We start from the raw sequence: 14,764 nt of genomic DNA, 5'->3' as shown, positions 1-14,764 counted from the left end.
GTAACTTTTAAAATGATAATATTATAAATAACTGTAATTTATAATAAAAGTTTAATATTCAACCAAATTACAACCAAGCTATAAGAATTTATCATGAATTAAGTTAATATTTTAGAACTTATAGCAAAAGTTGCATAAGATATAAAATTAATGTTTATTTAAATAAGTATATTAACCATTTAATATATTATTAAGGTTAATTATATAACTTGCTAATTAAAATATATATTTAAATAATAAAAGGAAAACTCTAGAAAATCAATGATAATAGAAGAAAGATGTACTAAAAAGTAATTAAAGGTTATAAAATACTATATAAAAAGATAAAAAAGATATTGTAATATAGTAAAAAGTATATTATAATAATTTCATAAGTTAATCGAATTCAAATTTTTACTAAAAAATGATATAATATTCTTAAAGAATAAAGGAGGGGGAAATAATGAGTGCGGTAATTTTTTGGATTATAGTTGCAGCAGTGGTAATTGCTATAGATATGGTAACAAGTAATTTCTTATTTGCATGGTTTGCTGTAGGAGCATTTGTTGCAATGATAGCTGATTTACTAGGTGTAACATTTGGAGTTCAAGTAGTACTTTTCTTAGTAGTAAATCTAATAACTGTTTCAGTAGGTTATCCATGGGCTAAACGTAAGTTTAAAGAAGGTGTTAAACGAACACCTTTAATGGAAGAAAATTATATAGGAAGAGTTATGAAAGCAGAAGAAGACATTGTAGATAGGGCGAAAATAAAAGTGGACGGGATATACTGGACTGTACAAAATTTAGGACAAGTGATAAAGAAAGACGAAAGTTTTAAAATCACAGGTATAGAAGGTATTAAATTAATAATTAAAAAAGAGGAGGAAGTTTAGATGGATAATTTAATAGGATTAATAATTACAGGGGTAGTAGTACTTTTTGTATTAATAGTAATCTTATCATCAATTAAAATCGTAAACACAGGATACTTATATGTTGTAGAAAGGTTTGGTCAATACCACAAAACTTTAGAACCAGGATGGCACTTCTTAATTCCTTTTGCAGATTTTGTTAGAAAAAAAGTTTCAACAAAACAACAAATTTTAGATGTACCACCACAATCAGTTATTACGAAAGATAATGTTAAAATATCTGTAGATAACGTTATATTCTATAAACTATTAAATGCTAAAGATGCTGTTTATAACATTGAAGATTATAGATCAGGTATAGTATATTCAGCAACAACTAATATGAGAAATATTTTAGGTAATATGAGTTTAGATGAAATATTATCAGGAAGAGATAAGATTAACCAAGATCTTTTAAGTATTATAGATGAAGTTACAGATGCATATGGTATAAAAATACTTTCTGTTGAAATTAAAAATATAATCCCTCCAACAGAAATTCAAGAAGCTATGGAAAAGCAAATGAAAGCGGAAAGAAATAAGAGAGCTATGATTCTTGAAGCAGAAGGTCAAAGACAATCTCAAATAGAAAAAGCAGAAGGGGAAAAGAGAGGTAAGATACTTGCAGCAGAAGCTGAAAAAGAAGCAAATATCAGAAGAGCTGAAGGTCTAAAAGAATCTCAATTACTTGAAGCAGAAGGTAAAGCTAAGGCTATAGAAGAAATAGCTATAGCAGAAGCAGAAGCTATAAGAAAGGTAAACCAAGCAATTATAGAATCAGGTACTAACGAAACAGTTATAGCTTTAAAACAAGTTGAAGCTCTTAAAGAAATGGCTAATAATCCAGCTAATAAGCTTATATTACCAAATGAAACTTTATCTTCACTTGGAAGCATTGCAGCTATAGGTGAAATGCTTAAAGGAAGCAAAGAATAATTAGTATCTTGTTAAGTAAAGTAATGAAAAATAAAAAATGAAAAAGTGAAAAGAGTTGAGGAAAAAATCCTCAACTCTTTTCACTTTTATTAAATAATAATTTTGTAATAAAATTTAATTTATTTCTAAGACTATATAATGAAGTTTAAATTAGTATGGAGAAATAAATATGAAGAAAATAATCAAAAGAAAACTAGGTTTATTTTTAGGTGTTATTTCATTTTTAAGTGTTTTTAGTTTTAGCATACATGTAAAGTCATTATCAAATGAAATTAAAAATAATCATTATAATAGAGAGCTAGCACGAGAATATGCAATAAAATGGGCAACATCATCAAATAGTAAGTATTATAATTATGTTAATGAAGGGGGAGATTGCACTAATTTTGTATCTCAAGTTTTAAGAGCTGGAGGAATAGAATTTATTGGATCTAAATCAACTGCAACAAGTATAAAATCGTGGTTTTACTATTCGCCTAATTTACCTAATAGAAGTTCAACATGGACAGCAGCACAGCCATTTCATTTACATTTTGGAAAAGAATATAAAAGAGCTCATTCATATAAAGAATATAAAATAATAGATGCATTAGTAAATTGGAATGAAATTTATCTAAGTTTATTACCAGGAGACATAGTTCAGTATTCTAGACCTAATAATATTACGTTTCATTCACAAGCAATTACTGATTTAATAGATAAAAATCAAACTATATATTTTTGTCAACATTCTAATTCTATGGAGAACTTTAGAAGTAATGGAAACCTTAGATACTATTTGATGGGAAAGCCAAATGATTATAACTTTTATGTATATAAGATAAAAGATGATAGTGGAAGAACATCAATTGAATTAAATTATGATAGTACAGACGCCATAAAAGATAATCAAACAGATGAAGATTATAGAGAAGAATTAATTGAAGCCATAGATATAATTAAGTTAAGCTTAGAAGATACTAGATTTGATAATGAAGAAAATAATAGCAAAGAAACAGATGAATTTATTAAAAAAATGGAAAGTAGAATAGAAGAAGTAGAGTTTTATATAAATTCTAGAGACAAAACTCCAAAAGAACTATTAGAAAGATTATGTGACAGACAAGGGTTATAGTAAAAAATAGTATATATCGAAAATAAAAGATATTTATATGTAAAATAAAATTCTTATAAAACAAAGAATATAAATATATAAATATGATAAGAATAAAAAATGACCCGATAGGGTTACGTAGGTTTCTTTGCCGGTAGTTAAAGCTACCGGTATTTTTTTGTAAAATAAATAAAAAAGTAGTAGCTTTTTATATTTAAGTATGTTATTATTAATGAGTAGTCGATAAGACTAATAATATTTTGTTTAAAGATTTTGAAAGATAATGATATTCTCCGTTATAGAGATTAGTAGTTACTTGAATAGTCTTTAGAATGGAGGATTTAAAATGGAAGATAAGAAATTAGTATGTAAAGATTGTGGTTCAGAATTCGTATTCACAGTAGGAGAACAAGAATTCTACAAAGAAAAAGGATTTGACAACGAACCAGTAAGATGTGCTGATTGTAGAAGAGCAAGAAAAGCTCAAAACAACAGAAGATAGTTATGACTAATTTAAGCTATAGGTTTCCTATAGCTTTTATTTTTGTTTTGATTTTTAAACTATATAAAATAGACATATTATGTTGACAAATGTTAATATATATTAACATATAAATATTAAATTATTAATTAATATATTAAAAACTACTAGCAAAGAAAATAAAAATATGATAAAATACAATAGTAGGTCATAAGACTTAGAAATATTTGTTTAAAGATTGAATAGAAATTAGCTTTCTCCATTGTAGAGATTTGTTGATTATATTGGTCTTTAGAATGGAGGATTTAAAATGGAAGATAAGAAAATAATTTGTAAAGATTGCGGTAAAGAATTCGTATTCACAGTAGGAGAACAAGAATTCTACAAAGAAAAAGGATTCGATAACGAACCAGTAAGATGCATCGATTGCAGAAGAGCAAGAAAAGCTCAAAACAACAGAAGATAGTTAACTGAAGACTGTAGGATTTTCCTACAGTCTTTTTATTTTGCTAATCTTTAAATCCATAAGTTGAAGTTCTTGTTGCATGTAATGCTTCATTAACATTTGCTAAAGTATCTTGGATAAGTTGCTTATTATCATCTTGTTCCACAGATTTAATAGCATCATGCAATAATTGCTGAGCATGCGTAACATCAGAAAGAGCACATTTTAATTCATCTTTTGCATTTGCCTTATGTCCCATGTTATAAATACCTCCTCCTAATCTTTATAATTTTTTAAAGCAGTTTGTGCAGAATCTACAGCACTACCTATAGCTTCAAGGGCAGTATGAATTTCATTTCTATTATGATTTTCTTCTGCATGTAAATAAGCAGTGTTTAGATGATTTTGACATGAGGAAAGCTCATCTAAAGCTATCATTAAATTTTCTTTTGCATTGTGCTTCATATTAACACCACCTTAAATTATATCCATATTAGTTTGTGTAAAAATGATATTTAAATAACAAATATTAAAAAATAATTAGAAATAAATAATAGATAAATTAGAGAAAAATGGATATAAGTTAATCTACAAATATATGCGAAATATAAAAAGAAAAGTATGTGTTATAATTCGTTATATTACGAATTATAATTTAAATATAACGATTAAAGTTGACATTATTGTGACGAAGTGGTAGTCTTCTAATATAAAAGCGAAATATTTTTTATGATATTAAATTAATATTCGTATATATAATTTGGGATTAGTTAGCTTGGGAGGTATGAAGGTTGAGTGTTAGGTGTATATTTGTAGAGAAAAAAAATGACTTTAATATTGAAGGAAAAAGTTTGCTTGAAGATTTTAAAAATAATTTAGGAATTACTTCTCTAGAAGAAGTTAGAGTTGTAAATAAATATACTCTAGGAGAAATGAAAGAAGAGGATTATAAAAAAGCTCTTTATACAATATTTTCGGAAAGAACTGTAGATAATGTTTACGAAAATAATTTTGAAGTGAAAAATAATGAATTAGCCTTTGGCGTTGAATATCTACCAGGTCAATATGATCAAAGAGCGGATTCGGCTTCAGAGTGCTATCAATTATTGACTTCAGGGGAAAAAATAGAAGTTAAATGGACAAAAATAGTGGTATTAAAAGGTGCATTATCAAATATTGAGGTAGAAAAAATTAAAAATTATTATATAAATCCAGTTGATTCCAGGGAAGTAAATATAGATAACTTAGAATTATCATCAAAACTTCCAGAGCCAAAAGATGTGAAAGTATTAAGTGGATTTACTGATAAAAATGATAAAGAAATAGAGGCTTTACATAGTAATATGGGACTTGCTATGAGCCTAGATGATATAAAACTTATAAGAGATTATTTTAAAGAAGAAAATAGAGATCCAAGCATTACAGAGATAAAAGTTATAGATACATATTGGTCAGATCATTGCAGACATACAACATTTTCAACAGCTATTGAAAATGTTGTTATTGAAGAAGGACTTTATACAAAACCAATAATTAAATCTTATGAAGCATATTTAAAGTCAAGAAATTTTGTTTATGGTGAGACTGCTAGAGATGAAACATTAATGGATATTGCAGTTATAACAATGAAGGAAATGAGAAAGAAAGGTCTATTAGAAGATTTAGATGTATCTGATGAAATAAATGCTTGTTCAATAAATGTGAATATAGAAACTAATAATGGAATAGAAGAATATCTAGTAATGTTTAAAAATGAAACACATAACCATCCAACTGAAATAGAACCTTTTGGAGGAGCAGCTACATGTCTTGGTGGAGCAATTAGGGATCCATTATCAGGAAGAACTTATGTATATCAAGCAATGAGGGTTACAGGAGCTGCAGATCCAACTGTTAATATAGAAGAAACATTAAAAGGAAAACTTCCTCAAAGAACTATAACTTTAGGAGCAGCACATGGATATAGCTCATATGGAAACCAAATAGGTCTTGCTACGGGACAAGTTTCAGAAATATATCATCCTAATTATGTTGCTAAAAGAATGGAAGTTGGAGCTGTTATAGCAGCTGCACCAAAAGAAAATGTAGTTAGAGAAGAACCAAAGGCGGGAGATGTTGTAATTCTTTTAGGTGGAAGAACTGGAAGAGATGGACTAGGTGGAGCAACAGGATCCTCTAAAGAACATACAGAAGATTCAATTAATGAGTGTGGAGCAGAAGTTCAAAAAGGAAATCCTCCTACAGAAAGAAAGATTCAAAGATTATTTAGAAGCTCAGAAGTTTCAAAGATGATAAAAAGATGTAATGATTTTGGAGCAGGTGGAGTTTCAGTTGCAATTGGAGAATTAACAAGAGGTTTAGATATAGATTTAGATAAAGTTCCTAAAAAGTATGAGGGTTTAGATGGAACGGAAATTGCTATTTCAGAATCACAGGAAAGAATGGCCGTTGTAGTTAATAAAGAAGATGAGAAAAAATTTATAAATTTATGCGCTGAAGAAAATTTAGAGGCTGTTAAGGTAGCTGAAGTAACTGATAATGAAAGACTTAGAATGATATGGAGAGGAAAAAACATTGTAGATTTAAAAAGGGAATTCTTAGATACAAATGGGGCAAGACAAACAACTGAAGTAGAAGTGAAATCGCCAAAGAAATATCCATTTAACATAAAAGATGTGGATGTAAAAGAAGCGTGGATTAATATATTAAGAAAATTAAATGTATCAATGCAAAAGGGCTTAGTTGAAAGATTCGATGCAACTATAGGTGCAGGAACTGTGCTTATGCCTTTTGGTGGAAAATATCAAACAACACCAGCAGAAGGTATGGCAGCTAAGATACCAGTTCTAAATGGAGAAAGTAAAGATGCAACATTAATGACATATGGATTTAATCCAGACATGGGGATGTGGAGTCCATACCATATGGCATATTATTCAGTGATAGAAGCAGTAACAAAACTTTCAGCTATGGGTGGAGATTATAAGAAAGCAAGACTTACATTGCAAGAGTATTTTGAGAGATTAGGAAAAGATAAAAATAAATGGGGAAAACCTTTTTCAGCATTACTTGGAGCATATCAAGCACAAATGGATTTAGGAATACCAGCTATTGGTGGAAAGGATTCAATGTCAGGTACTTTTGGGGATTTAGATGTACCTCCATCATTAGTGGCATTTGCAGTGGATGTTGCTAAAGCTAAAGATATTATATCTCCAGAATTTAAAAATAATAATTCTAAGATAGTACTTTTAATAGCTGAAAAAAATGAAGATATGACATTAAAAGTAGATGGATATAAGAAGAACTTAGAAAAGTTACATGAACTTATTTTAGATAAAAAAGTTATTTCTGCTTCATCATTAAAATTTGGTGGAGTAGCAGAAGCTTTAACTAAAATGAGTTTAGGAAATAGAATTGGGGTAGAGTTTGAAGGATTAAGTAAAGAAGCGTTATTTGAACTTAATTATGGAAGCTTAGTTTTAGAAGTTAATAATGATGTTGAAATAGAAAAAGAATTTAATGGTTGCGCTTATAAAGTAATAGGCAATACAACAGAAAATAGGGCTATAGTTTCAAAGGAGTATGACATTAATTTTGATATAGAAGTTTTAGAAAAGATACTAGAAGAAAAGTTATCAAATGTATTTAAGGTAAAAACAGAAGATAAAAAAGAAAAAATTGAAACAGTATTATATGAATCTAAAGAAGTAAAGACACCTTTAATAAAAGTTGTAAAACCAAAAGTATTTATTCCGGTTTTCCCAGGAACAAACTGTGAATATGATTGTGCAAGAGCCTTTAAGGATGAAGGTGCAGAAGTTTCAGAGTTAGTTTTAAATAATATGAATAAAGAACTTTTGAATGAATCAATTTTAAAAATGGAAAAAAGCATAAGAGAAAGCCAAATAATTATGTTACCAGGTGGGTTTTCAGCTGGAGATGAACCAGATGGATCAGGTAAATTTATAGCAACAGTATTTAGAAATGAAAGAATCAAAGATGCTGTAATGGATCTATTAAAAAATAGAGATGGATTAATACTTGGTATATGTAATGGCTTCCAAGCACTGATAAAACTAGGATTAGTACCTTATGGTGAAATTGTAAATATAGAAGAAGATATGGCAACATTAACTTACAATGAAATCAATAGACATATGAGTTCAATAGTTAGAACTAAAATAACATCAAACAAATCACCATGGTTTAACGAAGTAAACCTAGGAGATATACATTCAATTGCAATTTCTCACGGAGAAGGAAGGTTTGTTGCTCCAAGAGATTTAATAGAAAAATTAAGAGAAAATGGACAAATTGCAACACAATATGTTGATTTAAATGGTGAAATATCTATTGATATGCCTTTTAATCCAAATGGTTCAATGTTAGGTATAGAAGGAATAACGAGTCCAGATGGAAGAATACTTGGTAAAATGGGGCATTCAGAAAGAATAGGAGAAAACCTATATAAAAATGTACCAGGAAACTTTGATCAAAAGATATTCAAAGCAGGAGTAAAGTACTTTAAGTAATGGAAAATGAATAATGCACAATGGATAATTTAGGAGATAACTCAGACAAACTGAGTTATTGATTTTAAGTATATAATATGAAAACTATTTGATCAGAAATGAATTTTAAAATATTGGATTATTGATATATCGGTACTTTAAATATATAAATTAAAAAATTCAGTCTACTGAATTTTTTCAATAATTGTCAATTATCAATTAATAAAACGGGGGGGTTTTTATATGAAGGTAGCTATATTTTTTGGAAGTAAATCTGATACTGATGTTATGAAGGGAGCTGCTAATTGTTTAAGAGAGTTTGGAGTAGAGTTTAAGGCTTATGTATTATCAGCTCATAGGGTTCCAGAAAAGTTGACGGAGACTTTAAAGAAAGCTGAGGAAAATGGATGTGAAGTTGTTATTGCAGGGGCTGGACTTGCAGCTCACTTGCCTGGTGTTATAGCTTCTCAAACTACTATGCCTGTAATAGGAGTTCCAATAAAAGGGGCAGTGGAGGGGTTAGATGCTTTATTTTCAATAGTACAAATGCCAAAATCAATTCCAGTTGCAACAGTTGGAATTAATAACAGTTATAATGCAGGAATGCTTGCAGTACAAATGCTTGCTATAAAGGATAGTTCATTAAGAGAAAAATTAAATAAATTTAGATTAGATATGAAAAGTAAGTTTATAGAAGAAAATGGAGAAGGGGTAGAGTTATAATGAAAAAATTAGAAATGATGTATGAAGGAAAAGCAAAAAAAATATATGCTACAGAAAAGGCAGACGAAGTTATCGTTTATTATAAAGATGATGCAACAGCATTTAATGGTGAAAAGAAAGGTCAAATTGAAGAAAAAGGTGTTTTAAATAATGCAATTACTTCAATGATTTTTGAAATGCTAAATGAAAATGGAATAAAGACACACTTTATAGAAAAGTTAAGTGAAAGAGAACAACTTTGTAAGAAGGTAGAAATAGTACCTTTAGAAGTAATAGTTAGAAATGTAGCAGCTGGATCAATGGCCAAAAGATTGGGCTTAGAAGAGGGATTTGAACTTAAAACTACAGTATTTGAATTGTCATATAAAGATGATTCACTAGGAGATCCATTAATAAACGACTATCACGCGGTTGGGATAGGAGCTACTACATTTGAAGAACTAAACAAGATTTATGAAATGACTGCTAAAATTAATGACTTACTAAAAGAATTCTTCATAAAGCAAAATATAAGATTAATAGATTTTAAATTAGAATTTGGAAGATACAATGGGGAAATTCTATTAGCAGATGAAATTTCACCAGATACATGCAGATTTTGGGATGCAACAACAGGAGAAAAATTAGACAAGGATAGATTTAGAAGAGACCTTGGAAATGTAAAAGACGCTTATGTAGAAATATTAAACAGAATACAGAAATAGTGAAGGAGTTAAAAATTAAGAGTGAAAGAGTTTAGGGTAAAACTCTTACAGAGTTTTTTAGAAGTTAAAATTAAACAATTCAGCTTGTCTGAATTATATCTATAACTTTTCCACTTTTCACTTTTTTACTTTCTAACTTTTAGTGGGGGTGTTTTTTTGAACTCAAATTTAATTTTGGATCCGGATAATGATAAATTTAAGGATGAATGTGGTGTTTTTGGTGTTTATGTAAATAAGCCTATGGATGTTGCATCAATGACTTATTATGGGTTATATGCACTTCAGCATAGAGGACAAGAAAGTGCTGGAATAGCTGTAGCAAATGGCGAGGGTGTTGATATTCATAAGGGGATGGGGCTTATAACAGAGGCTTTTTCTAAAGAGGATTTGAACAGACTTAAAGGTTTTGCAGCAATAGGACATGTTAGATATTCTACATGTGGAGATACTAGAATTGAAAATGCACAACCATTACTTAGTCAAACTAAGCTTGGTTCAATAGCAATGGCTCATAATGGTACTTTAGTAAATGCTGATGTAATTAGAGAACTTTTAGAAGATGGCGGACATGTCTTTCATACATCAATAGATTCAGAAGTTATAGCAAATTTAATAGCAAGAGGAGCTAAAAAGGGGATAGAAAAGGCAATCTATGATTCCATCCAAGCAATAAGAGGGTCTTTTGCAATGGTAATTTTGACAAAGGATAAACTTATAGGAGTTAGAGATCCACATGGAATTAGACCTTTATGTCTTGGAAAGACTGAGGAAGGCTATGTATTATCATCAGAAAGTTGTGCTTTAGATGCAATAGGAGCAGAATTGATTAGAGATGTAGAACCAGGTGAAATAATTATTATAGATGATAATGGAATTAAATCATATAAGTATTCAGAAAACACACAATGTCAAACATGTGCTTTTGAATATATTTATTTTGCTAGACCAGATTCAACAATAGATGGATTAGATGTTCATGAGTCAAGAGTTAGAGCGGGAGAGCAATTATTTAGAGAATATAAAATAGATGCAGATGTTGTAGTTGCAGTTCCAGATTCAGGGATTCCATCAGCTATAGGATATTCAAAAGCTTCAGGAATACCTTATGATACTGGTTTCGTGAAAAATAGATATGTAGGTAGAACCTTTATAACGCCTTCTCAAGAAATTAGAGAAAGAGCCGTAGCAGTAAAGTTAAATCCACTTAAATCAAATATAAGTGGAAAAAAAGTTGTGTTAATTGATGATTCAATAGTTAGGGGGACAACATCAAAACATTTAGTTGATTCTCTAAGAAGGGCAGGAGCAAAGGAAGTTCATTTTTTAGTAGCTTCACCAATAGTTAAATTTCCTTGCTACTTTGGAATAGATACTCCATATAGAAGTGAGCTTATAGGAGCCAAAAAATCAATTGAAGAAATAAGAGAAGCAATAGGATGCGATAGTTTAGGATATTTAAGTATGGAAGGTATGTATAGTTGCTTTAAAGAAAACTGTGGATATTGTGTTGGTTGCTTTAATGGAATATATCCAGTAGCAACACCTATAGAAGGAGCAAAATAAAAGCTGAAAGGTAGTGTGTTAAATGATAACTTATAAAGAAGCTGGAGTTAATATAGAAGAAGGATATAGATCAGTAAAGCTTATAAAAGAATATGCAAGTAGAACAATGAGTGATTATGTACTAAATGGCCTTGGAAGCTTTGCAGGAATGGTTGAGCTTCCAGAAGGATATAAAAAGCCAGTTTTAGTTTCTGGGACAGATGGAGTTGGAACTAAACTTGATATAGCCTTTAAAACTAAAAAATATGATACTGTAGGAATAGATTGTGTTGCAATGTGTGTTAATGATATTTTATGTCATGGAGCAAAACCATTATTCTTCTTAGACTATATAGCTTGTGGAAAGCTAGAAGCCGAGGTTGCAGCAGATTTAGTAAAAGGTGTATCAGAAGGATGTATTCAAGGAGATTGTGCTTTAGTTGGAGGAGAAACTGCTGAAATGCCAGGCTTTTATAGAGAGGGTGAATATGACATGGCGGGTTTTGCTGTAGGGATTGTAGATAAAGATAAAATAATAAATGGTAAGAACATAAAAGAAGGAGACAAGCTTATAGGTATTGCATCTTCTGGTTTACATTCCAATGGTTATTCACTAGTTAGAAAATTATTTGAAGATTTAAATGAAGATTTAGGTGGAAAAGAAGCTTGGAAAACTTTAATAACTCCAACAAAAATTTATGTTAAGCCAATTTTGAAATTACTTGAGAGCTTTGAAATAAAAGGAATGGCACATATCACAGGCGGTGGATTTATAGAAAATATTCCAAGAATGTTTAATGGAGAAAATTTTACAGCAGTAATAAAAAAAGATAGCTATCCATTACCATTAATATTTGAAAAGATAATAGAAAAAGGTGTAGATAAGGATCATATGTACAATACTTTCAATATGGGGATTGGGTTTGTAATATGTGTAAATGAAGCGGATGCTGAACCTATTACAAAAGCTTTAATTGAAATGGGAGAAAAAGCTTATGATATAGGTTATGTAACATCTGGAGGTGAAGGTGTTTGTTTAAGATAGCAGTACTTGCATCAGGAGGAGGAACAAACCTTCAATCAATAATAGATTCAATAGAAGCTGGAAGTTTAAATTGTAAAATAGAAATGGTTATAGGAAGTAAAGAGGGGATACTTGCTTTAAAACGAGCGGAGGAAAAAGGAATAAAGACTTATGTAGTATCTAAAAAAGAATATAAAGATACTACATGTGATAGGATATTAGAGTTAACTAAAGGAAAAGTTGATTTAATAGTTCTTGCGGGATATCTTTCAATATTACAAGGAAATATTCTTAAAGAGTTTAAAGATAAGATAGTAAATATACATCCATCATTAATACCAAGCTTTTGTGGACCAAGAATGTATGGATTAAAGGTTCATGAAGCAGTCATAAATTCTGGAGTAAGATATTCAGGATGTACAGTTCACTTTGTAAATGAAGAGGTAGATGGCGGAGCAATAATACTTCAAGAAGTGGTACCAGTTTATTTTGAAGATACAAAAGAAGCATTGCAAAAAAGAGTATTAGAAAAAGAGCATGAGATATTACCAAAAGTAATTGACTTGATTAGTAAAAATAAAGTTGAAATTATAAATGGAAAAACGAGAATAAAATGAAATAATGAAGGAATGAAAAAAATGAAAAGGTTAAGGAGACAACTTAACAAAGTTGAGTTATGAAATTAAATAAGAAATTCCGTAGGAATTTGAACCATAATTTTTTCATTATTAACTTTTTAATTCTTTCCATTAAAAGAAAGGGGTTTTTTAGTTGATAAAAAGAGCTTTAGTTAGTGTTTTTGATAAAGAAGGTATTTTAGAATTCTCTAATTTTTTAGAAAGTAAAGGTGTTGAAATAATATCTACAGGTGGTACTTATAAACATCTTAAGGATAATGGAGTTAGTGTTATTGAGGTTAATGAAGTTACTAATTTTCCTGAGATGCTAGATGGGAGGGTTAAAACTCTTCACCCAATTATTCATGCAGGAATACTTGCTATAAGGGATAATGAAGAACATATGAAAACTATTAAAGAAAGAAATATTAATTCTATAGATATGGTTATAGTTAATTTATATCCATTTTTTCAAAAGGTTAGAGAAAATTTAAGCTTTGATGAAAAGGTAGAGTTTATAGATATTGGTGGACCTACAATGCTTAGAGCAGCAGCTAAGAATTTTAAAGATGTAGTAGTGATTTCGGATAAAGAAGACTATAAGGCAGTTATGGAGGAAATATCTGAAAATGGAGATGTTTCAGTAAAGTTAAGAAAAAAACTTGCAGGTAAAGTATTTAATTTAATGAGTGCTTATGATGCAGCAATATCTAACTTCTTATTAGAAGATGAAGAATATCCAGAATACCTTTCAATATCATATAAGAAGAAGCAAAGCTTAAGGTATGGAGAAAATCCACATCAAAGTGCAGCATACTATAGTTCAACAGAATTTGATGGAGCTATGAATAGTTTTGAAATATTAAACGGCAAAGAGCTATCTTATAATAATATAAAAGACCTAGACATAGCTTGGAAAGTTGTTTCTGAATTTGATGAAGTAGCTTGTTGTGGACTTAAACATAATACTCCTTGTGGAGTAGCTATTGGAGAAACTCTTCTTGAAGTTTATAAAAAAGCACATGATGCAGATCCAACGTCAATATTTGGTGGAATAGTTGCAATAAATAGAAAAATAGATAAGGCTACAGCCGAAGAAATGGTTAAAATATTCTTAGAAGTAGTAGCAGCACCAGATTTTGATGAAGATGCTTTAGAAATATTAAAAACTAAAAAGAACTTAAGAGTAATTAAATGTAACAATAATCCAAAGGATAAAAAATATATGGTTACAGTTGATGGTGGAATATTAGTTCAAGAAGAAGATAAAAAGTTAATTGATGACTTAAAAGTAGTAACAGAAAAAGAACCAACTGAAGAAGAAATGAAAGATTTATTATTTGGTATGAAGGTAGTTAAGTATGTTAAATCAAATGCAATTGTTGCTATAAAAGATGGTGTAGCAATTGGAATAGGTGGAGGACAAGTTAATAGAATCTGGGCTACAGAAGAAGCACTTCAAAGAGGCAAAGGGGCAACTGTTTTAGCGTCAGATGCATTTTTCCCATTTAGAGATGTAGTAGATGAATGTGCTAAAAATGGTATTAAAGCAATAATACAACCTGGAGGCTCAATAAGAGATCAAGAATCTATTGATGCATGTAATGAGCATGGAATATCTATGATATTTACAGGAGTTAGACACTTTAAACATTAATGCTAACTAAGAAAAAGAGAAACTATTACTTCAGGCTATTACATAATTTCGCTGAGTATTTCTATTGTTGTTTTCAGCAGAATTGTGATATTTTTAATGAAACTACTACTCAAAAGTAGTAGTAGTAAGTTCGAAA

At 29.6% G+C, this 14,764-nt stretch carries 14 protein-coding genes; 12 read left to right on the top strand and 2 right to left on the bottom strand.

Annotated features, from left to right (window positions below; genetic code table 11):
• Positions 1-442: 442 nt before the first annotated feature.
• From J2Z25_RS10115 to J2Z25_RS10095, 5 genes are all read left to right on the top strand, one after another.
• Positions 443-874 (top strand): NfeD family protein, encoded by a 432-nt coding sequence (locus J2Z25_RS10115; RefSeq protein ID WP_209740243.1) that lies wholly within the window; start codon positions 443-445, stop codon positions 872-874.
• Positions 875-1,828, top strand: a complete 954-nt coding sequence (locus tag J2Z25_RS10110; RefSeq protein WP_008677519.1) for an SPFH domain-containing protein — start codon at positions 875-877, stop codon at positions 1,826-1,828. It abuts the gene before it with no gap.
• Between the two features lie 169 nt (positions 1,829-1,997).
• Entirely contained in the window at positions 1,998-2,942 is a 945-nt protein-coding gene (locus tag J2Z25_RS10105; protein WP_209740241.1) for an amidase domain-containing protein, read from the top strand.
• 325 nt (positions 2,943-3,267) lie between these two features.
• The gene (locus J2Z25_RS10100) at positions 3,268-3,423 is read left to right on the top strand and encodes a zinc-ribbon domain-containing protein (protein WP_008677522.1); all 156 of its coding nucleotides are present in this window, start codon (positions 3,268-3,270) and stop codon (positions 3,421-3,423) included.
• Between the two features lie 289 nt (positions 3,424-3,712).
• Positions 3,713-3,868 (top strand): zinc-ribbon domain-containing protein, encoded by a 156-nt coding sequence (locus J2Z25_RS10095; RefSeq protein ID WP_008677523.1) that lies wholly within the window; start codon positions 3,713-3,715, stop codon positions 3,866-3,868.
• A gap of 43 nt (positions 3,869-3,911) precedes the next feature.
• On the opposite strand, the gene J2Z25_RS10090 is transcribed toward J2Z25_RS10095, so the two are convergent.
• Positions 3,912-4,106: a hypothetical protein gene (locus J2Z25_RS10090; RefSeq protein ID WP_008677525.1), complete on the bottom strand. Its 195-nt coding sequence runs from the start codon at positions 4,104-4,106 to the stop codon at positions 3,912-3,914.
• A 17-nt stretch (positions 4,107-4,123) separates the two neighbouring features.
• Complete coding sequence (locus J2Z25_RS10085; RefSeq protein ID WP_209740239.1) at positions 4,124-4,312, bottom strand: hypothetical protein; 189 nt, start codon at positions 4,310-4,312, stop codon at positions 4,124-4,126.
• Positions 4,313-4,638: 326 nt separating this feature from the next.
• On the opposite strand from J2Z25_RS10085, the gene J2Z25_RS10080 reads away from it, so the two are divergent.
• The 7 genes from J2Z25_RS10080 (at position 4,639) to purH (ending at position 14,628) form a co-directional block, all read left to right on the top strand.
• Complete coding sequence (locus tag J2Z25_RS10080) at positions 4,639-8,382, top strand: phosphoribosylformylglycinamidine synthase (RefSeq protein ID WP_209740237.1); 3,744 nt, start codon at positions 4,639-4,641, stop codon at positions 8,380-8,382.
• Positions 8,383-8,604: 222 nt separating this feature from the next.
• Positions 8,605-9,084, top strand: coding sequence for a 5-(carboxyamino)imidazole ribonucleotide mutase (gene purE / locus J2Z25_RS10075; RefSeq protein WP_209740235.1), 480 nt, complete (start codon positions 8,605-8,607; stop codon positions 9,082-9,084).
• Positions 9,084-9,788, top strand: coding sequence for a phosphoribosylaminoimidazolesuccinocarboxamide synthase (gene purC / locus J2Z25_RS10070; RefSeq protein ID WP_209740233.1), 705 nt, complete (start codon positions 9,084-9,086; stop codon positions 9,786-9,788). The genes purE and purC overlap by 1 nt, the downstream gene beginning before the upstream one ends.
• A 156-nt stretch (positions 9,789-9,944) precedes the next feature.
• Positions 9,945-11,351 carry an amidophosphoribosyltransferase gene (gene purF, locus J2Z25_RS10065; protein ID WP_008677537.1) on the top strand — a complete coding sequence of 469 codons (1,407 nt, stop codon included), beginning with the start codon at positions 9,945-9,947 and terminating at the stop codon, positions 11,349-11,351.
• Positions 11,352-11,373: 22 nt separating this feature from the next.
• Positions 11,374-12,375 (top strand): phosphoribosylformylglycinamidine cyclo-ligase, encoded by a 1,002-nt coding sequence (gene purM, locus J2Z25_RS10060; RefSeq protein ID WP_008677539.1) that lies wholly within the window; start codon positions 11,374-11,376, stop codon positions 12,373-12,375.
• Positions 12,363-12,971: a phosphoribosylglycinamide formyltransferase gene (gene purN / locus J2Z25_RS10055; protein ID WP_008677541.1), complete on the top strand. Its 609-nt coding sequence runs from the start codon at positions 12,363-12,365 to the stop codon at positions 12,969-12,971. The genes purM and purN overlap by 13 nt, the downstream gene beginning before the upstream one ends.
• Positions 12,972-13,125: 154 nt before the next feature.
• Positions 13,126-14,628, top strand: coding sequence for a bifunctional phosphoribosylaminoimidazolecarboxamide formyltransferase/IMP cyclohydrolase (gene purH / locus J2Z25_RS10050; protein WP_209740231.1), 1,503 nt, complete (start codon positions 13,126-13,128; stop codon positions 14,626-14,628).
• Positions 14,629-14,764 lie beyond the last annotated feature (136 nt).

Origin of the sequence: Clostridium tertium, assembly GCF_017873245.1 — a bacterium.
Taxonomy (GTDB): Bacteria; Bacillota; Clostridia; order Clostridiales; family Clostridiaceae; genus Clostridium; species Clostridium tertium.
This window is presented reverse-complemented; position numbering and strand designations above follow the sequence as displayed.

What these genes read in the sequence shown, in the direction of transcription:
- purC (WP_209740233.1), top strand. Translation starts at nt 9,084, where the DNA reads ATGAAAAAATTAGAAATGATGTATGAAGGAAAAGCAAAAAAAATATAT.
- purM (WP_008677539.1), top strand. Translation starts at nt 11,374, where the DNA reads ATGATAACTTATAAAGAAGCTGGAGTTAATATAGAAGAAGGATATAGA.
- J2Z25_RS10085 (WP_209740239.1), bottom strand. Translation starts at nt 4,312, where the DNA reads ATGAAGCACAATGCAAAAGAAAATTTAATGATAGCTTTAGATGAGCTT.
- J2Z25_RS10105 (WP_209740241.1), top strand. Translation starts at nt 1,998, where the DNA reads ATGAAGAAAATAATCAAAAGAAAACTAGGTTTATTTTTAGGTGTTATT.
- J2Z25_RS10110 (WP_008677519.1), top strand. Translation starts at nt 875, where the DNA reads ATGGATAATTTAATAGGATTAATAATTACAGGGGTAGTAGTACTTTTT.
- J2Z25_RS10090 (WP_008677525.1), bottom strand. Translation starts at nt 4,106, where the DNA reads ATGGGACATAAGGCAAATGCAAAAGATGAATTAAAATGTGCTCTTTCT.
- J2Z25_RS10095 (WP_008677523.1), top strand. Translation starts at nt 3,713, where the DNA reads ATGGAAGATAAGAAAATAATTTGTAAAGATTGCGGTAAAGAATTCGTA.
- J2Z25_RS10100 (WP_008677522.1), top strand. Translation starts at nt 3,268, where the DNA reads ATGGAAGATAAGAAATTAGTATGTAAAGATTGTGGTTCAGAATTCGTA.
- J2Z25_RS10115 (WP_209740243.1), top strand. Translation starts at nt 443, where the DNA reads ATGAGTGCGGTAATTTTTTGGATTATAGTTGCAGCAGTGGTAATTGCT.
- purE (WP_209740235.1), top strand. Translation starts at nt 8,605, where the DNA reads ATGAAGGTAGCTATATTTTTTGGAAGTAAATCTGATACTGATGTTATG.